Consider the following 21,500-nt stretch of genomic DNA (forward strand, 5'->3'; position numbering starts at 1 on the left):
AGCGGAGTCGGCGGATAGTCGCAGGCTCCGCTTTTTGCACTGGCCCCAGCGGCCGGAGCCCGCAGTGTTACGACGCGGCGCTTGGAGCCGGCAGCACCTTGGCGGGATTGAGCAAGTTCTTCGGATCCAGCGCCTGCTTGATCTGCCACATCAACTCCAGCTCCACAGGTGTCTTGCACAGCAGCAGGTTGTCGCGCTTGGCCACGCCTATGCCGTGCTCGGCCGAGATGGAGCCATTTTGCTGGTGCGCCAGTCCGTCCACCGCCCGCGAGACGGATACATAGTGTTCTGACAGGAACTGCGCAGCAGAAGCATGCTTGGGGCGCAAGGGGTTGAAGTGCACGTTGCCATCGCCCATATGCCCGTAGATCACCATGCGTGCGTCGGGTGCCATCTCCAGCACCTGGGCCGATGCTTGCGCGATGAAGTCCGCCACCTTGGACAAAGGAATGGAGATATCGCATTTGATGCTGCCGCCCTCGCGCGTCTGGGCGTCTGAAATCTCCTCGCGCAACCGCCAGAAGGCCTGGGCATCGGCGATGCTGGCCGCGACGGCTGCGTCGTTGATCAGGCCTCCAGCCATGCCTTCCTCGAGGATGCGCATCAGCGTGGCATCCAGAGTCTGGGCATCGCCACCCGAGCTCAACTCGATCAGCACCATCCAGTCGTGCGCTTCGGGCAGGGGGGCGCTCCACTGCGGCATGGATTCCAGCACCAGGCTTAGCGCCGGGCCTGAAATCAGCTCAAAAGCCGTGACCGCCTGGCCGGCAATGCGCTTGGCCTCGGTCAGCAGCTGAACTGCCGCATGCGGGTCTTTCACGGCGACCCATGCCACCGCCGTGGCGCTGGGCAGCGGCATCAGCTTGAGCACGGCGGCAGTGATGATGCCCAGCGTGCCTTCGGAGCCAATGAACAGTTGCTTGAGGTCGTAGCCGGTGTTGTCCTTGCGCAGGCCGCGCAGCGAGGAGTAGATGCGTCCATCTGGCAGCACGGCCTCGATGCCCAGGGTCAGGTCGCGCATATTGCCGTAGCGCAGCACGGCCGTACCGCCGGCATTGGTCGAAAGATTGCCGCCGATCTGGCAAGAACCTTCGGAGCCTATGCGCAGTGGAAACAGGCGGCCGGCGGCTTCGGCAGCGGCGCGTGCGGCCTGCAGCGTGACGCCGGCCTGCAGCGTCATGGTGTCGTTGACGCTATCGATCTCCTGCACCTGATTCATGCGGCGCAGATTGAGCACCACGGCATCACCTGCGGCGTCGGGCACGGCCCCGCCCATGAGGGAGGTGTTGCCACCTTGCGGTACGACGGGGATGTGGTTGCGGGAGCATAGCGCCAGCACTTCGCTGACCTGCTCGGTGGTGGCCGGCAGCACCACCGCCAGGGCCTTGCCGTGATAGAGCTTGCGGTAGTCGGTGGTGAAAGGCTGCATGTCGGCCGAGGCATCGAGGCAGGCCTTTTCACCGACGATGGCGCGCAGACTTTCGAGGAGTTGTGTGGGGGAGATCTTGGAAACTTCAGTCATGTTCAGTAGGCTCCGCGTGCTTCGGCGGAAATTGCCGGTGCGGCCGGCTTGCCCAGAAAATCGGCAGCCAGTCGGCGGGCGGCATTGGCGTAGAGCAGCAAGTCGACGCCGACTGCGACAAAGGTGCAGCCGAGTTCAAGGTAGCGTCTGGCCAGCGTGGGGTCCGAGGTGAGCGTGCCGGCCGCTTTGCCTGAGGCCTTGATGGTGCGCATCGCCGCTTCGATGGCGGCCTGCACCTCGGGATGGCCGGGGCGTCCGCGATAGCCCATGGACGCGGCCAGATCGGCCGGGCCAATGAAGACGCCGTCCACGCCGTCGACCGCGCAGATCGCTTCCAGATTGGCCAGCGCCGCTACCGTCTCTACCTGTACCAGAAGACAGACTTCCTCGTCGGCGACATCGAGATAGTCGCTGCGCGCGCTCCATTGCGAGGCGCGGCCAACCGCGCTGCCCACGCCCCGAATGCCCAGCGGCGGATAACGTGTGGCCGACACCAGGCGCTGGGCCTGCTCTGCGGTATCGACCATGGGCACCAGCAGGGTCTTGGCGCCTATGTCCAGCAACTGCTTGATCAGTGCTGTGTCGCCGTGGAGCACGCGTACCACAGGCTGTGTCTTGTGAGCTGCCACGGCCTGCAGTGCGGCCAGGGTGGAGCGAAAGTCATTGGGTGCGTGTTCGCCGTCAATCAGCAACCAGTCGAAACCCGTGCTGGCGCTGACTTCGGCCATGTAGGGATCCGCCATGGAAAGCCAGAGGCCGACCTGAGGCTGCTGAACGGCCAGTGCGGCCTTGAAGGGGTTGTTTGCGGGCATGTGATCGCTTGGTGGAGGTGAAGGTCGGGCGCAAAAGCGCCTCAGGCGACCCGGTGGAGGGCGGGCAGTGCGGTGTGGGTCAGATGGTCCACGATGTTGCGCGCAGTCATGGTGGCGACCTGCAGGCCTGCATCGCGCGTCACGCCGGCCACATGAGGGGTGAGCAGCACCTGGGCCAGTGCTGCCAGTGGGTGGGTGGCGGGCAGGGGCTCGGTATCGAAGGTGTCCAGGCCGGCGCCGCCGAGCTGGCCGCTGCGCAACGCGTCTATGAGTGCGGCCTCGTCCACGACGGGACCGCGCGCGGTGTTGATGAGCAGGCTGCCTCGCGGCAGCAGGGCCAGCTCGCGTGCGCCGATCAGGCCCCGGCTGCGTTCGGTCAGCGGGCAGTGCAGGCTCAGGATGTCGAGTTGGGGCAGCAGGCGGTGCAGCTCGGCCTCGGTGGCAAAGCCGTCGGCCTGGCCCTGAGGCCGCAGCACCAGCACTCTGGCGCCCAGGGCGCTGGCCAGCTGCGCAGTCGCGCGGCCTATGCTGCCGTAGCCGACGATGCCCACCGTCGCGCCGCGGAAGTCGCGGCCCTGCCAGGTGCTGCCGGCCCATTCGCCGGCGCGCACCATGCGGTCCAGCTGCGGCAGCTGGCGCGTGAGCGCCAGCATCAGGGCCAGGGCATGCTCGGCCACTGCGCCGGCATTGGCACCGGGTGCCACGGCCACGGCAATGCCGTGTGCGCGCGCCGCTTCCAGGTCCACGCTGTCCACGCCGGCGCCGTTCTTGGCCACGATGCGCAGCGCCGGCGACGCTGTCAGCACACGGTCGGTGATGGGGGCAGAGCCGCGCAGCACGATGGCCTGCGCGCCGGTCTCGGCCAGGCGCGCGGCCAGTGCGTCTTCGCTGAGGCTGCCGGGCAGAAAATGCAACTGGCCGCCGGCCTGCTGGATGATGCGCTGCGCAGGCTCGGCCCAGTGCGACGCGGTGACTAGAACGTGGAAGTGTGGGGACATGGGGGCGGAGCTCAGTCGATGCGAATGCCTGCCGATTGGATCACCTTGCCGTAGCGGCTCCATTCGTCGGTGGTGAAGCTGGCCAGCTCCTGGGGCGAGCCGGGCCGGGTGCGCACGCCGAGCAAGGCGAACTTTTCTTGCACCTCGGGCAGCTTGAGCACCTGGGTGAGCGAGGTGTTCAGGCGCGTCAGCACTTCCTTGCTGGTCTTGGCCGGGGCGTACAGCGCATACCAGGCGTTGACCTCGAAGCCCGGGTAGCCGGCCTCGGCGAAGGTGGGCACATTCTGGAGTTCGGGCAGTCGCGATGCCGAGGCTACGGCCAGGGCGCGCACCTTGCCGCTCTTGAGCAGCGGCGAGGCGCTGGTCAAGGTGTCCAGGATCATGTCCAGGCGCCCGCCCATCAGGTCCATGGTGTGGGCGTTGCCGCCTTTGTAGGGCACATGATTGATCTGCAGCTGGGCGCGCTGCTTGAACAGCTCGGCGGCCAGGTGCAAGGGCGATCCGTTGCCGGAGGAACCGTAGTTGAGCTGGCCCGGCTGCTTGCGTGCCGCTTCCACCAGGGACTTGAGGTTGGTGTAGGGCGAGTCCTGGGCCACGACCAGGATCATGGGCACCACGCCGATCATGCCTATGGGCGCGAAGTCGGCCACCGCGTCGTAGCCGGGGCGGGCGTACAGGTGGGGGCTGACGGCATGGCTGGCCAGCGAGCCCAGCACCAGGGTATAGCCGTCGGCCTGGGCCTTGGCTGCTGTCGCGGTGCCGATGGTCGTGCCCGCGCCGGGCCGGTTGTCTATGACCACGGGTTGTTTGAGGTCCTCGCCCATCTTCAGGCCGATGAGGCGCGCTACCGCATCGTTGGCGCCTCCGGCGGGGTAGGGTACGAGCAGGGTGACCGGCTTGGCGGGGTAGGCGTTTTGGGCATGGGCCAGCGGCGCGGCCAGCGGGCAAGCCAGGGCTGCGGCGCACAGTAGCAGGCCACGGCGGCTGAAGCGGGAAGAGGTGGAAGAATTCATGGTGCTTGTCTCCTGTTGTGATTGCTCTTACGGCATGGGGCAGTACCCCGGGTGCGCAGGGCCCCGCTCCATGCTGCGGGCCCTGCGTTGATCTCAGTGCTTGGCTGTGGTCTTGGCTTCCCCTTTGCATCCAGGTGAGGGTGGGCGCACGGGCCGCCGGCTTCAGGCGTCCAGCCCGCCCTGGCAGACGTATTTGGTGTGCAGATAGTCGTCCAGGCCATGGGTGGAGCCCTCACGGCCGTAGCCCGAATCCTTGACGCCACCAAAGGGTGCGGCCTCGGCGGCCAGCGCGCCTTCGTTGATGCCGACAATGCCGGTTTCCAGTGCATCGGCCAGGCGCCAGATACGGCGTGTGTCGTTGGAATAGAAATAGGCGGCGAGTCCGAATGGGGTGTCGTTGGCCTGGGCGATGACTTCGGCTTCGTCGGAAAAACGTGTCAGCGGTGCAATCGGGCCGAAGGTTTCTTCGCTGGCGCAGGCCATGCTGGCGTCTGCGCCCGTCAGCACGGTGGGGGCGAAGTAGTTGGCGCCGAGCGCAGGCAGGCGCGTGCCGCCGGTGAGCACGGCAGCACCGCGCGCCACGGCATCTTGCACATGGCGTTCGATCTTCTCGACGGCGCGCGCATTGATCATGGGGCCAATTTGCGAGGCAGGATCGCTGGCCGGGCCGACCTGCAGCGCGGAAACTCTGGCCACCAGCAGTGCGGCAAAGCGATCGTGCACGGCCTCGTGCACAAACACGCGGTTAGGGCAGACGCAGGTCTGACCGCCGTTGCGGAACTTGGCAGCCATCAGACCTTCGACGGCTGCTTCGAGGTCGGCATCTTCGAACACGATGAAGGGTGCATTGCCGCCAAGCTCCAGAGAAAGCTTCTTGAGCGTGTCGGCCGAGCGGCGTGCCAGGTGCTTGCCTACAGGCGTCGAACCGGTAAACGTGATTTTTCGCACGCGTGCGTCGTCAAGCCAGACATCGACCACTTCCGGCGTGTGCTCTCGCGATGCCGTCACGATGTTCAGCACTCCGGGGGGCACGCCGGCCTCTTGCGCCAGAGCGACCAGTGCCAGCGAAGTCAAAGGCGTGTCCTCGGCGGGTTTGCAGACCACGGTGCAGCCAGCGGCCAGCGCCGGCGCGATCTTGCGCGCAATCATGGCCGCTGGAAAATTCCAGGGCGTGATGGCGGCGACCACGCCCACCGGCTCTTTGAGCGCGAACATGCGCCGCCCCGGGACCGGCGCAGGAATCACTTCGCCGTTGGCGCGTGTGGCCTCCTCGGCAAACCACTCGATGTAGCTGGCCGCATAGCTGACTTCGCCGCGTCCTTCGGCCAGGGGCTTGCCCTGCTCGCGCGAGATCAGTCGGCCCAGGTCTTCCTGATGTGCGAGCACCAGATCGTTCCAGCGCTTGAGAATCTGTGCGCGCTGCTTGGCCGGTGTCTTGCGCCATGCGGGAAAGGCGGCATGGGCGGCATCGACGGCGGAGCGTGCGACGGCGGCGTCGGCGTCGGGAATGGAGGTGATTACGGCACCGGTGGCCGGATCGGTGACATCGAAACTGGGGCCGACTTCGGGACGCTGCCATTGGCCGGCGATGAAATGGGTGCTGCGTTGCAGGTTGGGGCGCGAAAGAGTCAAAGGCATGGCGTGGGGGAAATTAAGAATGTGGGGTGGGCGAACAATCAACTCACAATGCCCAGGTGCCAGGGCACGAACTCGTGGTCGCCGAGGCCCAGCAGCTCGCTCTTGGTCGGTTCGCCCGAGGCGTGCCACAGAATCTGTTCGAAGATGCGCTGGCCCAGTTCGGGCACGGATAGTTCGCCGTCAATGACCACGCCGCAGTTGATGTCCATGTCGTCTTCCAGGCGGCGGAACATCGGCGTGTTGCTGGCCAGCTTGATGGTCGGCGCGGGCTTGCTGCCGAACATGGAGCCGCGCCCGGTGGTAAAGCAGATCAGCTGGGCTCCGCTGGCAATCTGGCCCGTTGCTGCCACGGGGTCGTAGCCTGGCGAGTCCATGAAGACAAAGCCGGGCTCTTTGATTGGCTCGGCATATTCGTACACGGCACGCAGCGGCGTGGTCCCGCCTTTCATGGCCGAACCCAGCGATTTCTCGAAAATATTGGCCAGGCCGCCGGCCTGGTTGCCGTGGCCGACCACGCCGTTGAACTGGGCGTTCTGGCCCGCTGCATAGTGCTCCCACCAGGCCAGGCGGTCGAGCAGCTTTTGCCCCACTTCCGGGGTGGCTGCGCGGCGCGTGAGCATGAACTCCACGCCATGGATCTCGGGTGTCTCGGACAGAATAGCCGTGCCGCCGTGGCGCACCAGTAAATCCATCGCAGCGCCGAGTGCGGGGTTGGCGGTAATGCCCGAGAACCCGTCGGAGCCACCGCATTCGAGTCCGATTTTCAAGTGCTGGGCGCTGACGCGCGTGCGCTGTGCGGCATTGGCCTCGGGCAGCATTTCCTCGATGGCGCGGATGCCGGCCTCTATGGTCTGGCGCGTGCCTCCGACTTCCTGCATTACCAGCGTGCGCAGCAGTCGACCGGAATCGAGACCCTGAGAGTCGAGTAGCGCATCGACCTGGTTGCGCTCGCAGCCCAGGCCCACGATGAGCACGCCGGCCAGGTTGGGGTGGCGTGCATAGCCGGCCAGTGTGCGGCGCAGCAGGTCGAAATGCTCGCTGGGGGACGACATGCCGCAGCCGCTGGACTGCGCAAAGGCCGCCACGCCGTCCACATTGGGAAAGGCCGCCAGGCGTTCGGGCGTGAAGTGCGCTGCGATGCGCTTGATCACGGTGGCCGAACAGTTGACCGACGACAGAATGCCGATGAAGTTGCGCGTGCCGATGCCGCCACCGGGCCGCTCGAAGCCCATGAAGGTCGCGCGCTGTGCCTCGGGCACAAAGTCCACCGGGCGCACGTCCTGGCAAAAGGCCGGATCGCGGTAGCTGTCCACCAGGGAGAGGTTGTGACTGTGCACATAGTCGCCGGCTTGCAGGTCGCGCGCGGCTACGCCGATCATGGTGTCGTACTTCAACACGCGTTCGCCGGCCGCAATGGCCCGCGCTGCGATCTTGTGGCCGGCAGGAATCTGCGCCCTGGCGCGCACGCCGAATTCGGCAATCACTTCGCCCAGGGCAATGGCGGTCTTGGCAACGAGAACATTGTCGTTCGGGTGCAGACGAAGCAGGGAGCTGTGGTTCATATATAGGAAAGCGGCAAGCGGATGGGACAGGGCAATGGCCGGGGGATCAGCCCTTGGCCATCAGCTCTTTGAGGCTGAGCTTGCGGATCAGCTCGGTCTCTTGCTGGTAGACGGCCTGTATGTATTTGCGGTAGTCAGGCCCGTCCTGGTACATGACGGGCGCGTCGATGCTCTCGGCCACCTTGCGGAACTCTTCGCTGTTGACGGCCGTGCGGAAGGCGTCGCGCAGGCGTTTTTCGATGACGGCAGGCAAGCCCTTGGGCGCACCGATGCCGTTGGGCGCTTCCACCACCACGTCAAAACCCAGTTCCTTGAGCGTGGGCGTGTCCTTGAAGCGCGGCGTGCGTGCCTCACCCCAGGTGGCCAGCAGGCGCATCTTGCCGGCTTCGACATGGGGTGCCCAGGAGGAGCTGTCGGCCAGCAGATCGACCTGGCCGCCCAGCACGTCCTGCAAGGCCGCCGAGCCGCCCTTGTAGGCGATGGCGTTGAAGCGCACACCGGCCGCCTGTGCGAACTGCTCCATCCCCACATGGGTGGCGCCGCCGATGCCGGCATGCGCATAGGTGATGACGCCGGGCTGGGCCTTGGCCTTGGCGATCACGTCGCGCAGAGACTTGAACGGGGAGTTCGCTGGCACGGCAATGCCGAAAGTCTGACCCGAAGTCCGGGCCAGGTAGGTGAAGTCCTTGAGCGGATCGAGCTGTACCGTGCCCAGCTGAGAGAAACGGGTCACCGAAATCGGTATCTGGCCGATGGTGTAGCCGTCCGGGCGTGCGGAAGACAGGGCTTTGGAGCCGATCATGCCGGAGGCCCCGGCGCGGTTGTCCAGTGCAATGGGCTGACCCAGTTCGCGCGCCGCGATCTGGCAAATGATGCGCATGGAGCGATCTGCGGTGCCGCCTGCCGGCCAGGGGCAGATGAAGGTGATGGGGCGTTCGGGATATTCGGCGGCGAGCACGCGCGCCGATGTGGTGCTCAAGGCAGCGGCGCCGAGGCTGCCAAGAACGAGTTGGCGCCGGGTCACGGGGCGGGAGGGATTCATCGTTGTCTCCGAATGATTGTTTTAGGGTCAGCCCCGCGGATTATTCTGAAGATAATGATTGCAATCTAATGACATAGCGGACTCGCTTCATAACTTGGAAGTTATGAAGAGCGCAGCCAACAAGAACCCCATGAGCCAGATAGACCGCGTTCTGAGATCCAACCTGAAGCTGCGCCACCTGCAATTGCTGGTGGCGCTGGATGAGTTTCGCCACCTGGGACGGGTGTCGGAGTTCCTGTCCATCACCCAGCCCGCGGTATCCAAGATGCTGGCGGAGATCGAGAAGATGTTCGATCTGCAACTTTTCGTGCGCTCCACCAGAGGCACCGAACCCACTTCCCATGGCGTCACCGTGGTGCGCTTTGCCCGCTCGGTGCTCGCCGATTACCAGCGCACGCGCGATGAAATCAGTGCGCAGGCCAGCGGCGGCGTGGGGCGGACCAGCGTCGGTGCCATGGTGGTCGCCTTGCCCAGTCTGCTGATGCCGGCCATCGTGCGGGTCAAGCAGCGCTCTCAGCTGACGACGGTCATGGTGGAGGAGGGCGACCTCACGCGGCTGCTGCCCAGGCTGCGCGTGGGAGAGCTGGACTTGATCGTGGGCCGGCTGGAGCCCGGTTATGCGTCGCCGGATCTTGAGACCGAGTCTCTTTACCCGGAGCCGATGTGCATTGTGGTGAGCCCCGAGCATCCCTTGGCCAAGACGCCACAACCGAGCTGGACGCTGCTGGCGCAGCTGCCTTGGGTGGTGCCGCCGCCCTGGGCTTCATCCCGCTCGAAGCTGGCCCAGATGTTCTACAAGCACCAGTTGCTGCCGCCGACGGACATTGTCGAAACCTCGTCCTTTCTGGTCACGCTCTCGGGCATGCAGCAGCGCCCAGCCATCGGTTTTCTCGCGCGCAGCGTTGCCGAGCATTTCGAGTGCCAAGGGCTGCTTTGCATTCTGAACCTCAAGGTGCCGATAGAGCTGCCGCATGTGGGCATCATCACGCTGCGAGGACGTGCAAAAACGCCGGCCAGCCAGTTGCTGGTGGACAGCTTGCGCGAGACGGTGGCATCGCGCTAAGGCCCTGGGGCTGGGCATTGAAAAGCGATGCCGCAAGCGTTGCAGACTACGGTGTCGCTTGCTCTTGATTAGAGAGCGGATAGCGCCGGTAAATAATTGACCTCAGGTCGATTCGTTGCTGAAATCAGGATAAAAAAAGCGCTATAAGCTCTCTTTTTATTGCTTGCGGATTGGAGATCAGGCGCGCGGAGCGCGAATGGACGACAGCAGCGGCATGCCGGTGCGCCGCGTGAACTCTTCGTAGCTGATGGGACTGTCCATCCGGGTGTCGGCGCTGTTGGCCTGCCAATGCACCCAGCTCTGGCCGGTGCTGGCGTCGTACACCAACTTGAAGATATGGCTGGGGACTGCCACCTTGCCGGGGCCAATTGTGGGCGCATTCCTGGCAAATACCGGGCCGGTAAACACATAGACATCGCCCTTGGCGCGTAGCGCGTATTTACGCGTGGCTTGCTCGACCTGGCTCCAGGCGCCACCGTTGTGCACCTGGTTTTGCGGCACCATATTTGCCAGGCTGAAGCTCTGGGCCATGGCCTCGGGCGTACTCATGTCGGCGGCCGGTGCCATATGGCCGCGTGAGTAGCCCGAGCGTTTGTAATCGTCCAGTTCGGAGCGTTCGGCGCGTGGCAGACGCGCGTCGGCATAAAACTTGTCGCTACGCTCCAGACCCTGGCCTTGCTGCAGCGTACTGCGGTTCAGGCGCTCGACCACGAACACCGGGGTCTTGGTCAGCCCGTTGTGCAGCACGGCAAAGCTGCTGAAGCACAGCTCGCGCTCATGGGTTTGCAGCTGCAGGGCCGGCGCCTGACCACCCGGGAAAAACTGCGTGCAGTGGCTAAAGCGGCTGGTCTGGCCGCCCGCTTGTGCAGGGCTGCGCGCGACCGTGCCGCCGACACTGGGAGAATGAGAAGCTCCCGAGGTGGAGTTGCCCGGCAAATGCGGCCAGCCGTTTTTGCGGAAAGCGTCCAGTGCCGGCAGATGCAGCGCCGCCAGCGCCTGGTTGATGAGCTTGTCTGCCGACCAGCCGGGGTTGAAGCCGCAGCTGGCAATCTGAAAGCTGGCCAGGGCGGTGGTGGCACAAGAGATCGCAAAGCGCTTGGTGCGGGAAAAACTGAATAAGGCCGATTTCCTGGAGGCCGCGCTGCGCTTGCGCGCCGGCGTTTTCTTGTTCTTGGCGGTGGTCATGCGGGCGCAATGGTACGCCGCCTTGGTGCTTCCAAAAGCATAGTGCGGCCTTTAGGCCGCACTTTATGGGACGGGCAATGAAACCGGGTGTTTCAGTGCCCGGATTTCAAGGCTTTGGCGCGGCCGCCGCCGGCTCCAGTATCTGGGCCACAGCGCATTGGGTGCTGGCCTCGTTCATGGCCACATCGTGCTCTTGCTTGGCCGTTTCCACCGACATGATCTGGGGCAGGCTGACGCCGTTTTTCACGGCCAGGATTTCGGCCATCACACTCACGGCAATCTCGGCCGGGGTCTTGCTGCCGATATACAGGCCAATGGGGCCGCGCAGCAGGGCCAGGGAGGCTTCGGTTTCGCCGAAGTGTTCCATCATGCGCTCGCGTCTGGCCTGGTTGTTGCGGCGCGAGCCTATGGCACCCACATAAAAGGCCGAGCTATGCAGGGCTTCCAGCAGGGCCAGATCGTCCAGCTTGGGGTCATGGGTGAGGGCGACGATGCAGCTGCGCGCATCGGGCTTGAAAGCGGTCACCGCGTCGTCCGGCATATCGCTGACCTTGCGGACCTGGGGCACGGCCCAACTGCCCATGTATTCCTCGCGCGGATCGCACACGGTGACGGTAAAACCGTTGAACAAGGCCATGGTGGCCAGATACTCGGCCAGGGCGCCAGCACCGATTAAGAGCATGCGGTAGCCCGGACCCAGATGGTTGGTCAGGGTATGGCCGTCAAACTCCAGCGTGCCGGGCTGTTGGGTGGGGGTCAGGGCGACGTGGCCGTTGCCGCAATCCACGGCGCGCTGGACCAGACAGCCGCCTTCGAGCTGTTGGACCAGGTCCTGCAGACTGGCGGCATCGGGGTTGAATTCGAGCAGCAGCTCCAGCGTGCCGCCACAGGGCAGGCCAAAACGATGGGCTTCGTCGGCACTCACGCCATAGCGCGCCAGCTGTGGCGGGCCGTCGGGAATGCCGGCATTGCTGTTCAGTGCCTGGGTGTAGCGCGCAATCAAATCATCTTCTATGCAGCCGCCCGAGACCGAACCTATGGCTCGCCCGTCTTCGCGCAGTGCCATCATGGAGCCCACGGGTCTTGGCGAGGATCCCCAGGTGCGAACGACGGTGGCCAGCAAGGCGCGTTGACCGGCTGCGCGCCAGTCCCGCAATGCCTTGAGCACCATGACATCGATGTTGTCCATTGATCGCTTCCTTGTATCGAACACCTGCTCGCATATTGCCGTTGGGCAGGTGTTATTTCTATGTATGTGAACCCTAAACGGAACCCAAAGTGCATGCATGAAAAAGGCCTTCCCGGGCCTGCATGCAGACGCCGGGAAGGCCTGGCTTCAAGCAGCGGGTCAGTGGGACTGCGCTGCCGTCTGCTTACGCAGCTTGCCCACCTGGTTTGGCAGATCGCTCCACTCGCCCATGCCGTATTGGGCACGCATGGTGTTGAGCAGGGTGGCGATCTGTGCATCGCTCAAGGCATGGCGGAAAGCGGGCATGGTGCCCAGGTCCGCATGGGCCGGCTGTTGCACGCCTTCGAGCACGGCCATGATGGCGTTGTCAGGCGAGGCGGCGTGCAGGCTGGTGCTCAAGGCCAGTTGCGGGCGCACGCCAAAGGTGCTGGCCGAAGGATCGGCACGGTGGCAGGCCATGCAGGCGCCCTGGTAGAGGCGATAGCCTTCTGCGTCCAGTGCCAGCTTGGGCGTGGCTGTCTTTTCCTTGATCATGGCTTGTGCGTCGCCGGGTGCGGCATCCGCATCACGGTAAGACATCAGGTAAGTGGCAATCGCGTCCAGGTCCGCATCGGATTGCTGGCTCAGGCCGTGAGCAACCGGCGCCATGGGGCCGGCGGCCACGCCGTGGCGTTCCGAGAAGCCGGTCTTCATATAGCTGAGCAGATCGGCCTTGGTCCAGGGCAGGGGCGAGGGCGATTGGCTGGTCAGGGCCGGAGCATCCCAGCCTTCGGCGCTACCGCCCGTCAGGTGGAACTCTCCGGTCTTTTCCGCTGCCAGGCCGTTGCGCGGCGTATGGCAGGCGCTGCAATGGCCCAGGCCTTCGACCAGATAAGCGCCGCGGTTCCATTCGGGCGGCTGCTTTTCATCGTCCTTGACCACGCCGGGCTTCAGATACAACCAGTTCCAGGCAGCAATGCCTCGGCGCACGTTGTAGGGGAAGTTCAGCGCCGTCTTGGGCGGTGCGTACTCCACGGCAGGCTCGCTCATGAGATAGGCGTAGAGCGATTGCATATCCTCATCCGTCACCCGCGAGAAGGCAGTGTAGGGGAAGGCGGGATAGAGGTAATTGCCTTCGCGGTCCACGCCATGGCGCATGGCGCGCTCGAAGGCCTCATAACTCCAGCCGCCAATGCCGGTTTGGGCATCGGGCGTGATGTTGCTGGTGTAGATGGTGCCGAAGGGGCTGGGCATGGCCAGGCCGCCGGCATTGGTCTTGCCATTGGGTGCGGTGTGACATACCGCGCAGTCGCCCATGGCGGCCAGCAGCTTGCCCTTGGCAATTTGCTGGGGGGAGAACTCGGCCGTCGGAATGCTGGTTTGCGCGGCAATCTCGCCTTGATGGGTCAGGGCCAGGCCGGCGGCGGCCAGTACCACCACGAGTGCGGCGCCACCCACCACGATTTTTTTGAAGGTGTTCATCTTGATCGTCTCTGCTTTGTGGGTCACTTGGATGCGGTCTTGGCTGCCTTGAGCGCAGCCAGCACGCGGCTGGGCGTGAACGGCACTTCCAGCAGACGGATGCCGGCAGCATCGAAGATGGCATTGGCCACGGCAGCCGCGCTGGGCACGGAGGCCGATTCACCGGCGCCCATGGGCGCTTCGTCGGGACGCTCGACCAGCAGGGAGTCGATCTCGGGCAGTTCGTCAAAGCGCAGGATGGGGTAGCCGCCCCATTCCAGCGAGGTCACGCCGCTCTTGTCGAAAGTGACAAACTCCTTGAGCACGCGGCTGGTGGACTGCACCACATTGCCGTGCACCTGATGGCGCACGCCTGCGGGGTTGACCATGGCACCGGTGTCCTGGGCCACAAAGACCTTGTCCACCTTGACTGCGCCGGTTTCACGATCCACGGTCACATCGACTACCCAGGTGGCCCAGGCTGCGCCATAGCCGGGGAATTTGCTATGGATGTAGCGCGCATAGGCAAAACCGCGGCCTTTGACCAAGCGTTGATCGTCGGGGGCTGGCGTGCGGTGGGCTGGGCCTGCAACCCAGTTGCACTGCTTCTTGGCTTCGGCAATCAGCGCCACGGCGCGCGGGTCTTTGAGGTAGCGCAGGCGGTACTCGATGGGGTCGGCCTTGGCCAGATAAGCGCACTCATCAATCCAGGATTCATGCGCGAAAACATTGGGCAAGGCGGAAACGCCGCGCATCCAGGAGGCGCGCACGATAGGCACGGCATCCTGCGAAATCATGCGCATCTTGGGGTATTCGTACTGCGGGATCGCCGTGCGGTCACCCATTTGCTGGGCATTGATCTTGGCGGGAACCTTGCCCGTCAGGATCAGGGCTAGCGCGGAAGCGTTGTTGGACGGGTAGCAGGTGCGCAGCTCGTAGGCAGTCACATTGTGTTGCTCGTCCATGCCGCCGCGCACGCGGATCAACTGGCCGGTGCCCTTGGGTTCCCAGCCGGACTCCTGCTCGCGCATCAGCTGCACGCGCACAGGCTTGCCGCCGACAGCAGCAGACATCAGGGCGGCATCGGAGCAGACGTCGTCGGCGCAGTTGCGGCCATAGCAGCCGGAGGCCTCCAGGCGGGTCACGTTGACGTTGTCGGCGTTCACGTCCATGAGCTTGGAGATGTCCTTGCACACGTCGTGAGGGTTTTGCGAACCGGTCCAGACCTGAATTTGGCCATTGCCCACTTCCGCAATCGCGCAGGATGGGCCGATGGAGCCGTGTGCGTGATAGGGCCAGACATAGTCGCGTGTCAGTTGAATCTTGGCCTGCTCTACTGCTTGCAGAGCGCCTTCATCTTCTTGCAGCACACGATCGGTCTTGGTGTGATCGACCAGGGTTTTGTGCAGGCCGTCCAGGGACAGGTCGGGCAGACCCGCCCATTCCTTCCAGGTGACCTTGAGCTGGTGCATGGCGGCAATGGCCTGCTCTTCACGCTCGGCGACCACGCCGACGAAGTCGCCCTTGACCACGACCTTGACGATGCCGGGCAGGTGGGCGATGGACTTTTCATCGACCGAGACCAGGCTGGAGCCCAGAGGTGCCGTGGCATCAGCGCCGGTATAGGGTGGTCGAATCACGCGGCCGTGCAGCATGCCGGGCACGCGCAGATCGTGGATGTAGGTGAGCGCGCCCAGCACCTTGTTGGGAATGTCCACGCGCTGCACGGACTTGCCGACATACTCAAAACCGGACTTGCGCAGCTCGATCTTGTCGTCCACTTCGATCTGCAGATCCTGGCCTTGCACCAACTCGCCATAGCCAAAGCGCTTGCCGCCGGCGATGACAAAGCCTTTTTGCGTGGTGATGCGCTCGGCAGGAATACCGGATTTTTCGCTGGCCAGCTTGATCAGCAACTGGCGTACCTGCGCTGCGGCGTGGCGCATGGGCAGGGACGAGACCTGGATGGTGTTGCTGGCAATCGTGGGGCCGAGGTCGGGAGTGCGGGCTGTGTGGCCCAGCACCATGGTCACGGCGGAGAAGTCCACATACAGCTCGTCAGCCACCAGCTGACCCAGCGCCGTGCGGATGCCCGTGCCCAGGTCTACGTGACCGTTGTAGGCGGTCACCGAGCCATCGGCGCCAATGGCGATGAAGCTGTCCACCAGTTTGGCCGAAGGAATCGAAAATGCGCCCTTGGCGGCTGTTTCGGGAGCGGTCTGGGCCATCAGCAAATGGCCGCCGGCCACGGAGCCGACCATCAGCATGCCGCCGGCCTTGAGCAACTGGCGACGGGTGAGTTGCGCTTGATTGTCTTTGGTAAAGAATTTCATGATCAAGCGGCCTTTTGTTCTTTGGATGCGGCAGCGGCGGGAATGGCTGCACTGCGGCCTTGTGCAATCAGCTCGCGGGCACGCGCTGCGGCCTGCATGATTTCCACGTGGGTGCCGCAGCGGCACAGATGGCCCGACAAAGCGTGTTTGACTTCCTCATCGCTGGCCTGGGGCTTTTGATTGAACAGGGCCACCAGAGCCATGATCATGCCGTTGGTGCAGTAGCCGCACTGTGCGGCCTGCGCATCGACAAAGGCCTGCTGAACCACATGCAAGGTGAAGGTGCGTGCTGCAGCTGCGGGCATTGCGCTTTTGTCTGCGCTGACATCCAGCACGGCTGCATTGCGCAAGGCTTTGGCTTTGGCGTCCTGGCTGGCTTCGGGAGAGAGGCCTTCCAGCGTGGTGACTTTCTTGCCTTGAACCACGCTCAGCGGTACAGAGCAGGAGCGGGCTACCTTGCCGTCAATCAGCACGGCGCAAGCGCCGCACTCGCCCAGGCCGCAACCAAACTTGGGGCCGTTGAGCTGCATGTCATTGCGCAGCACATAGAGAAGAGGTGTATCGGGAGCTGCGCTAGGCGCGTCCACTTCCTGGCCGTTCAGGGTGAATTTCATGGCATCCATCGTGTTGGGTTTTATGTATAGTCAATTATAAGACTCACATGAATTGCTTGCTTGATGGTGCGATGCAGCGATGAATTCAAGGCGTTTGAAAGAAATGCGGCAATGCAAGGATGGCGGCGCTGAGGGGCAAGCGCTGCAAAGCCCGGAGAGCGGCTGGGCCGGCTGGCATGAGCTGTGCCGCAATGGGCAGGCACATAAGTCAAAGCCAGACAGGTATTACGTGGAGAGAGTCTGTGCGAAGCGGCTGTGCAACAGATTCATACAACAAGGTTTTTTCTTGAGGTTCATCCATGAGTGCATGGCAGACAGGCTCTGGCTTGCTGTTCACTACTCGGAAGGAGTAAACCATGAAGCAGAAAAACAAGTCTCAACAGCGGTGCCGATAGCGAAGTCGGAGTCTGTGAGACTGGCTATGACAGCGGCGGTGCAAAAGCATATAGCCTCTTTGAAGGACGAGATGCACCCCTTGGCTCAAAGGCAGTACAAGTCTGTGTACTGGCCGCTCCAGATGGGGCAACTTATCAAAAGTCTGAATTTCAGTCAGCAGCAGTGCAAATGTAATAAGCGGCAGCCGGAGGATGAGATGAGTTTCCTGCCAACCATTCAAATGCATTGAGCGTTGAGACTGGCAGACTCACTTGGTACGACCCCACAATTTGATTGCCCGCCTTGTGCGGGCAATTTTTTAGCAGCTCTCGGGAATGCTGGCTGTAGCCACGCCTACCGTAGCAATGCCGGGTTGGGTAAACAAGATTTCCCGATTTTCGGCATCCATTTGCTGCACCACAATCGCTCCGTCGTCGTGAAGATAGACGCGCACCGAGGCTTCCTCATCCAGATCCCAATACGCAACTGCGCTTCCCACGCCGTTCCAGCCATGTGCCTGGCTGAAACTGCGGCGGCGCAATGCCTTGATCAGCGACTCGGGGGCACCCAGTTCGCTGTTCACTGCAATCCAAAGGTCGATGACCATGTCATGGGCCGTCTGCTGTGAGCTGCAAGGTTGCGCGGCTTGCAGACGGGAAATCCATGTCTGCAGGCGTGCGGCAAAAGGGTAGATCATGGTTCAGGCCTAGGACTGCTGGATTCGGAAATTGGATGTAGTCATTTAACTTACACCAAGAATATATTTGGCCTGCGTCTAAATTACCAGCTAAAACAGAAGATACACAAGCTTATGTTACTTTTCGAGTTTCTCGGCACCCATTTTTCGTCTGGGCGTTTGAGCATTGTGCAGGCGGAAACTTGCTGTATGGGTCATATCTCGCGATGACACGGGCCACAAAAAAAGGCCTTGCGGCCTCGTTTTTTGTTTGAAGTGGCTCGATAGCCAGGACCGTGCCCGGTGCGTCCATCAAACACCAGCTATCGGTGCACTGCGTTGCCCTAGCTGCGCGGAACATCGGCCGCGCTCTGTTGGTTGTTGCGGGCGATCAGGCCGTTGCTGCGCATGTCCAACTCCATCTGGCTGATGAAGCGCTCTTCGGCCACGATGCGGGGATTTTGATCGAGCAGGGTCCAGGCGCCAAAGCATGATCGGCATGAAGGTGGGTGAGGATCAAGGGTACAAAGGCTTGCGGCTGACGTCATGGGCGCGGTACGGTGGCGAGGTATGCGGAGCCGATGTGAGGCACGCGATGTGGTGTGGCAGACCAAAACGGTATCCCTGTCGACTTGTTTGGGCGCAGGACTTTTCTCGCATAAGACCAAGGGGCTGCCGGTTCACTTCTGACTCCAGGGGTTTAGGCCTGGCCTTTAAAATTGCGCCCGGGTGGCATGTCATTGGGGCGTACCAGGAAAGTAGCGAAGGTCGGGCCGCCTCGCTGCGTTTCTACGACCACTTATTACATGTTCGACCTTCCCATCGAATGGATTGCCGCATCGATTTTTGCGATTGCTCTGGCGCACACTTTTGCTGCCAAACAGTTTGAGCGCCTCTCTCACCGTTTTCCTCGCCACTCTGGCTTGTTCCACCTGCTGGGCGAGGTAGAGGTCGTCTTTGGCTTCTGGGCCATTGTGCTGATCGTGCTGATGGCACTGTCTTCTGGCAGCAGCAGTGCTTTGCAGTACGCAGAGTCACGTAACTACACGGAGCCGCTGTTTGTGTTTGTGGTGATGGTGATTGCGGCCTCCAAACCCGTTCTGGTCACGGTCATGTCACTGGTGAACACCATCGCGCGTTGGGCTCCGTTGCCTACGCCGTTGGCATCTGCCTGGTTGGGCTTGGCGGCCGTGCCTTTGCTCGGCTCCCTGGTTACGGAGCCAGCTGCCATGACTATTGCAGCGCTGATGTTGGCGCCTCAGATCTTCCGTCCCCATGTGCCCGAGGGCCTGAAGTATCTGGCCTTGGGCGTGCTCTTTGTGAATGTCTCTATCGGCGGCACGCTGACCTCCTATGCCGCGCCGCCCGTGCTGATGGTGGCGACAACCTGGCAGTGGGACAGTGCTTTCATGTTTGCCACCTTCGGCTGGAAGGCCGCATTGGCGGTGCTGGTCAATGCCAGTGTTGCCACGTTCTTGCTGAGAAACCATCTGCGCCCGAGCTTGCCAGGCAATGAAGACTTGCCTACTGACGTGCGCGTACCGTGGTCGGTTGTCGCCGTTCATCTGCTTTTGCTGGCCGGAGTTGTGCTGTTCGCGCATCATCCCGTGATCTTCCTGGGCCTGTTTCTGATGTTCCTGGGCTTCACTCAGGCTTATGGCAAGCACCAAAGCCCGCTCATCATCAAGGAAGCTTTGTTGGTAGGCTTCTTTCTGGCGGGACTGGTCGTTCTGGGCGGCATGCAGCAATGGTGGTTGCAGCCCATTGTGTCGAGCTTGAAGCCTTTGGAACTCTTCATCGGAGCAGTGGGCTTGACCGCCATCACGGATAACGCGGCATTGACCTATCTTGGCTCTCTGATTGCCGGCATCTCCGATGAGTCCAAGTACATGCTGGTGGCCGGAGCCGTGGCTGGCGGTGGTCTTACCGTCATAGCCAATGCGCCCAACCCTGCCGGTGTGGCCTTGCTTAAACGAGGTTTTGCAGATGAGACGGTAAGCGCTGTGGGGCTGCTGTTTGGTGCCTTGGGGCCTACGGCTGTTGCGGTGGCTGCATTCATGTTTCTTTGAGCGAACATAGCCAGAGGATGGATTTGCCTGGACTACCCTTGGGCAGGTGGGCAAGCCCGCCCTGTCTTTGCATATTGCAGGCGGTCCAGATCGAATTTGCGCGCTGCAGCTTTAAATACAGTTGGGCAAACTAGTCGTGGCAGCCATCCGGTAGCTGGGCTACCGCCGGATCCAGACCTCACTGGTCAGGCAATGTGTATGGGTCTCGGAGAAGGCGGTTTGGCGCCTGATGAAGCTGAGGGCTGATAGCTGCCGTCCCAAGACGATGACACTACTGTTCCTACCTGGGCGAGATCAGCCGGCGCCGGAGAACTTGCTGAACTGCGACTTCAGTGCCATAGCGCTGAGCCAGAAGTGGCCCGCCGACATCTCGGAGTTCCAGTTGCTGGCAGGCAAAGTCTACCTCTCGTAAGGAGAGGAGCGCTAAGTCGAGGGATGGCTCTCAATCGATAGGGATGAGATCCCTGAGCCCTCTGGCGCACTGCTGAGCTGAAATGCTCGCGAGAAGTCACAGGATTCCTGGGCGAGCAGAATAATGGAGTTGATCAAAGTGCTTCGTTGCTCAACTCTGCACATCGCGACATACGTCATATCGGGAATCGCTGGGGTGACTTTGACGACCTGCAAAAGCCCCTGTTCGATCATGGGTGTGAGGCAATGCCGGGGCAAGGGGCTGATTCCAATGCCAGCGACCGTCATGCCAATAAGGGCGATAAGACTGTTGCTGGGAAGCGAGTTTTTCGGTGTGAGGCCGAAAACCTTGAACCAATTTTCTGAAGCTAGGCCAGCGCCTGAGCGACTGCCTTGAGTCAGAAGGCGTTGCGATGCAAGCTCGTGCAAGCGCAACGTCTTGTTCGCAGGCAACTGGCCCGGTTTACACATCCAAACGTTAGTCACCTTCCCAAGGGATTTCTTGGAGATCCGATTGTCATCAGCAATGTCCGGCACGATGGCGAGATCGAGTTCGTTTGCCAACAGTTTTTCTCTGAGAGTTACGCTGGCGTCTACGTCAGGCTCAATGACGACACGGGGGTGGTGAGCTTGAACCAGACTGACAAGTCGCGGAAACCACGTCATTGCAGTGAGCTCGGTGAGGCCAATTCTTACCCTGCGTTCGATGACTTGCGGATGAGCCAGCTGCTCCATGGCCTCATCGCGTTGAGCGAGTAAGCGCTCGGCGACCGTGAAGGTTTCTTGTCCCTTCTCCGTCAACCGGGCTGTGCGCAAAGAGCGGTCAAGCAAGGTCGTGTCCAGAGCGCTTTCCAACTCCTTCACACGCCGGGATATGGCCGACTGCGTGGTGTGGAGCTTCTCAGCCGCCTGAGAAAAACCACCGAGTTTGACCACCCAATAGATCGCTTCAAGTTGCTTGAACGAAATCATGGAAACGACCGCCGCAGAGTTTTACGCAGTACGGGTTCATCCCATAAATATCTAAAAAACGCATGTGATTTCATCGAAATAAATCGCTTTTTTTTGTGAGAAGAGGACTCCACAATTTGTTCACTCGACCCATCACCACGATTCTGGTCTCGAACTTCTTCAGGAGTTGCTTTCATGTTCCGATTGAATTGCGCGCGAGTGGCTGTTCTCGCATTTTGCCTTTTGGGTGCCACGGCGAACGCTAGCCGTCTTGATGAAATCAAGAGTCGAGGCAATCTGATTTGCGCGACTCTTGCGGGGGCGGAGCCGCTGGCTTTCCAAGATCCCGTGACCCGCCAGTATGGCGGTTTTGACATTGACGTCTGCAAAGGTCTTGCCAAGAACCTAAACGTCGAACTCAAGCACCGCACTGTTTCTGTCGAGGCTCGCCTTCCTGAGCTGTCTCTTGGACGAGTCGATGTGATGGCTGTTGATTTCCACCCAGAAGTGACCCACTAGCCCCCGGTGGAGGTGCGGATAAAAACTTGGACTGGTTTTATGCGGCTAGGCCAAGCTTGTGCCGGTATTCCACAGGACTTAAACGTCC

General features: G+C 62.2%; 18 protein-coding genes and 1 pseudogene. 5 read left to right on the forward strand and 14 right to left on the reverse strand.

What is annotated here, in order from left to right:
* Positions 1–67 precede the first annotated feature (67 nt).
* The 7 genes from ACNAZA_RS14725 to ACNAZA_RS14755 form a co-directional block, all read right to left on the reverse strand.
* Entirely contained in the window at positions 68–1,522 is a 1,455-nt protein-coding gene (locus ACNAZA_RS14725) for an FAD-binding oxidoreductase (protein ID WP_415797291.1), read from the reverse strand.
* 2 nt (positions 1,523–1,524) lie between these two features.
* Positions 1,525–2,334 (reverse strand): 4-hydroxy-2-oxoheptanedioate aldolase, encoded by an 810-nt coding sequence (gene hpaI, locus ACNAZA_RS14730; RefSeq protein WP_120971274.1) that lies wholly within the window; start codon positions 2,332–2,334, stop codon positions 1,525–1,527.
* A gap of 41 nt (positions 2,335–2,375) precedes the next feature.
* Positions 2,376–3,332, reverse strand: a complete 957-nt coding sequence (locus ACNAZA_RS14735; protein WP_415797292.1) for a hydroxyacid dehydrogenase — start codon at positions 3,330–3,332, stop codon at positions 2,376–2,378.
* 11 nt (positions 3,333–3,343) lie between these two features.
* Positions 3,344–4,345 carry a Bug family tripartite tricarboxylate transporter substrate binding protein gene (locus tag ACNAZA_RS14740; RefSeq protein WP_120971272.1) on the reverse strand — a complete coding sequence of 334 codons (1,002 nt, stop codon included), beginning with the start codon at positions 4,343–4,345 and terminating at the stop codon, positions 3,344–3,346.
* 162 nt (positions 4,346–4,507) lie between these two features.
* Positions 4,508–5,983: an NAD-dependent succinate-semialdehyde dehydrogenase gene (locus ACNAZA_RS14745; RefSeq protein ID WP_415797293.1), complete on the reverse strand. Its 1,476-nt coding sequence runs from the start codon at positions 5,981–5,983 to the stop codon at positions 4,508–4,510.
* A 38-nt stretch (positions 5,984–6,021) separates the two neighbouring features.
* Positions 6,022–7,545: a UxaA family hydrolase gene (locus tag ACNAZA_RS14750; protein ID WP_415797294.1), complete on the reverse strand. Its 1,524-nt coding sequence runs from the start codon at positions 7,543–7,545 to the stop codon at positions 6,022–6,024.
* Positions 7,546–7,591: 46 nt separating this feature from the next.
* Positions 7,592–8,587 (reverse strand): Bug family tripartite tricarboxylate transporter substrate binding protein, encoded by a 996-nt coding sequence (locus ACNAZA_RS14755; protein WP_415797295.1) that lies wholly within the window; start codon positions 8,585–8,587, stop codon positions 7,592–7,594.
* 130 nt (positions 8,588–8,717) lie between these two features.
* Here ACNAZA_RS14755 and ACNAZA_RS14760 point away from each other — a divergent pair, with 130 nt between their 5' ends.
* A complete protein-coding gene (locus tag ACNAZA_RS14760) occupies positions 8,718–9,650 on the forward strand; it encodes a LysR substrate-binding domain-containing protein (protein ID WP_415797313.1) in 933 nt (310 codons plus the stop codon).
* A gap of 177 nt (positions 9,651–9,827) precedes the next feature.
* Here the strand turns inward: ACNAZA_RS14760 and ACNAZA_RS14765 are convergent, their stop codons facing one another.
* The 5 genes from ACNAZA_RS14765 to ACNAZA_RS14785 form a co-directional block, all read right to left on the reverse strand.
* Positions 9,828–10,835, reverse strand: coding sequence for a DNA/RNA non-specific endonuclease (locus ACNAZA_RS14765; RefSeq protein WP_415797296.1), 1,008 nt, complete (start codon positions 10,833–10,835; stop codon positions 9,828–9,830).
* A 106-nt stretch (positions 10,836–10,941) separates the two neighbouring features.
* Positions 10,942–12,024 (reverse strand): XdhC family protein, encoded by a 1,083-nt coding sequence (locus ACNAZA_RS14770; RefSeq protein ID WP_415797297.1) that lies wholly within the window; start codon positions 12,022–12,024, stop codon positions 10,942–10,944.
* 159 nt (positions 12,025–12,183) lie between these two features.
* Positions 12,184–13,485: a c-type cytochrome gene (locus ACNAZA_RS14775; protein ID WP_415797298.1), complete on the reverse strand. Its 1,302-nt coding sequence runs from the start codon at positions 13,483–13,485 to the stop codon at positions 12,184–12,186.
* Between the two features lie 23 nt (positions 13,486–13,508).
* On the reverse strand, positions 13,509–15,797 hold the full coding sequence (locus ACNAZA_RS14780) for a xanthine dehydrogenase family protein molybdopterin-binding subunit (protein WP_415797299.1): 2,289 nt from the start codon (positions 15,795–15,797) through the stop codon (positions 13,509–13,511).
* A 2-nt stretch (positions 15,798–15,799) separates the two neighbouring features.
* On the reverse strand, positions 15,800–16,411 hold the full coding sequence (locus ACNAZA_RS14785; RefSeq protein ID WP_415797300.1) for a (2Fe-2S)-binding protein: 612 nt from the start codon (positions 16,409–16,411) through the stop codon (positions 15,800–15,802).
* A gap of 94 nt (positions 16,412–16,505) precedes the next feature.
* Between ACNAZA_RS14785 and ACNAZA_RS14790 the strand changes: the two genes are divergently transcribed.
* Positions 16,506–17,036: a hypothetical protein gene (locus ACNAZA_RS14790; protein ID WP_415797301.1), complete on the forward strand. Its 531-nt coding sequence runs from the start codon at positions 16,506–16,508 to the stop codon at positions 17,034–17,036.
* A gap of 69 nt (positions 17,037–17,105) precedes the next feature.
* On the opposite strand, the gene ACNAZA_RS14795 is transcribed toward ACNAZA_RS14790, so the two are convergent.
* The gene (locus ACNAZA_RS14795; RefSeq protein ID WP_415797302.1) at positions 17,106–17,483 is read right to left on the reverse strand and encodes a hypothetical protein; all 378 of its coding nucleotides are present in this window, start codon (positions 17,481–17,483) and stop codon (positions 17,106–17,108) included.
* Between the two features lie 785 nt (positions 17,484–18,268).
* Between ACNAZA_RS14795 and ACNAZA_RS14800 the strand changes: the two genes are divergently transcribed.
* Together ACNAZA_RS14800 and ACNAZA_RS14805 are read left to right on the forward strand one after the other, a co-directional pair.
* Positions 18,269–19,531, forward strand: a complete 1,263-nt coding sequence (locus ACNAZA_RS14800) for a putative Na+/H+ antiporter (RefSeq protein ID WP_415797303.1) — start codon at positions 18,269–18,271, stop codon at positions 19,529–19,531.
* Positions 19,532–19,688: 157 nt separating this feature from the next.
* Positions 19,689–19,940, forward strand: a pseudogene (locus ACNAZA_RS14805) (IS3 family transposase); the annotation flags it as partial.
* 14 nt (positions 19,941–19,954) lie between these two features.
* Here ACNAZA_RS14805 and ACNAZA_RS14810 read toward each other — a convergent pair.
* Positions 19,955–20,914, reverse strand: coding sequence for a LysR family transcriptional regulator (locus tag ACNAZA_RS14810; RefSeq protein WP_415797304.1), 960 nt, complete (start codon positions 20,912–20,914; stop codon positions 19,955–19,957).
* A gap of 174 nt (positions 20,915–21,088) precedes the next feature.
* Between ACNAZA_RS14810 and ACNAZA_RS14815 the strand changes: the two genes are divergently transcribed.
* Positions 21,089–21,412, forward strand: coding sequence for a transporter substrate-binding domain-containing protein (locus ACNAZA_RS14815; RefSeq protein WP_415797305.1), 324 nt, complete (start codon positions 21,089–21,091; stop codon positions 21,410–21,412).
* Positions 21,413–21,500 lie beyond the last annotated feature (88 nt).

The sequence above is a fragment of the Comamonas aquatilis genome (assembly GCF_965139575.1).
GTDB lineage: Bacteria > Pseudomonadota > Gammaproteobacteria > Burkholderiales > Burkholderiaceae_C > Comamonas > Comamonas aquatilis.

Coding starts and splice junctions, on each gene's coding strand:
- ACNAZA_RS14795 (WP_415797302.1), bottom strand. CDS start 17,483: ATGATCTACCCTTTTGCCGCACGCCTGCAGACATGGATTTCCCGTCTG.
- ACNAZA_RS14735 (WP_415797292.1), bottom strand. CDS start 3,332: ATGTCCCCACACTTCCACGTTCTAGTCACCGCGTCGCACTGGGCCGAG.
- hpaI (WP_120971274.1), bottom strand. CDS start 2,334: ATGCCCGCAAACAACCCCTTCAAGGCCGCACTGGCCGTTCAGCAGCCT.
- ACNAZA_RS14780 (WP_415797299.1), bottom strand. CDS start 15,797: ATGAAATTCTTTACCAAAGACAATCAAGCGCAACTCACCCGTCGCCAG.
- ACNAZA_RS14740 (WP_120971272.1), bottom strand. CDS start 4,345: ATGAATTCTTCCACCTCTTCCCGCTTCAGCCGCCGTGGCCTGCTACTG.
- ACNAZA_RS14810 (WP_415797304.1), bottom strand. CDS start 20,914: ATGATTTCGTTCAAGCAACTTGAAGCGATCTATTGGGTGGTCAAACTC.
- ACNAZA_RS14750 (WP_415797294.1), bottom strand. CDS start 7,545: ATGAACCACAGCTCCCTGCTTCGTCTGCACCCGAACGACAATGTTCTC.
- ACNAZA_RS14800 (WP_415797303.1), top strand. CDS start 18,269: ATGTTCGACCTTCCCATCGAATGGATTGCCGCATCGATTTTTGCGATT.
- ACNAZA_RS14755 (WP_415797295.1), bottom strand. CDS start 8,587: ATGAATCCCTCCCGCCCCGTGACCCGGCGCCAACTCGTTCTTGGCAGC.
- ACNAZA_RS14760 (WP_415797313.1), top strand. CDS start 8,718: ATGAGCCAGATAGACCGCGTTCTGAGATCCAACCTGAAGCTGCGCCAC.
- ACNAZA_RS14785 (WP_415797300.1), bottom strand. CDS start 16,411: ATGAAATTCACCCTGAACGGCCAGGAAGTGGACGCGCCTAGCGCAGCT.
- ACNAZA_RS14770 (WP_415797297.1), bottom strand. CDS start 12,024: ATGGACAACATCGATGTCATGGTGCTCAAGGCATTGCGGGACTGGCGC.
- ACNAZA_RS14725 (WP_415797291.1), bottom strand. CDS start 1,522: ATGACTGAAGTTTCCAAGATCTCCCCCACACAACTCCTCGAAAGTCTG.
- ACNAZA_RS14765 (WP_415797296.1), bottom strand. CDS start 10,835: ATGACCACCGCCAAGAACAAGAAAACGCCGGCGCGCAAGCGCAGCGCG.
- ACNAZA_RS14745 (WP_415797293.1), bottom strand. CDS start 5,983: ATGCCTTTGACTCTTTCGCGCCCCAACCTGCAACGCAGCACCCATTTC.
- ACNAZA_RS14775 (WP_415797298.1), bottom strand. CDS start 13,485: ATGAACACCTTCAAAAAAATCGTGGTGGGTGGCGCCGCACTCGTGGTG.
- ACNAZA_RS14815 (WP_415797305.1), top strand. CDS start 21,089: ATGTTCCGATTGAATTGCGCGCGAGTGGCTGTTCTCGCATTTTGCCTT.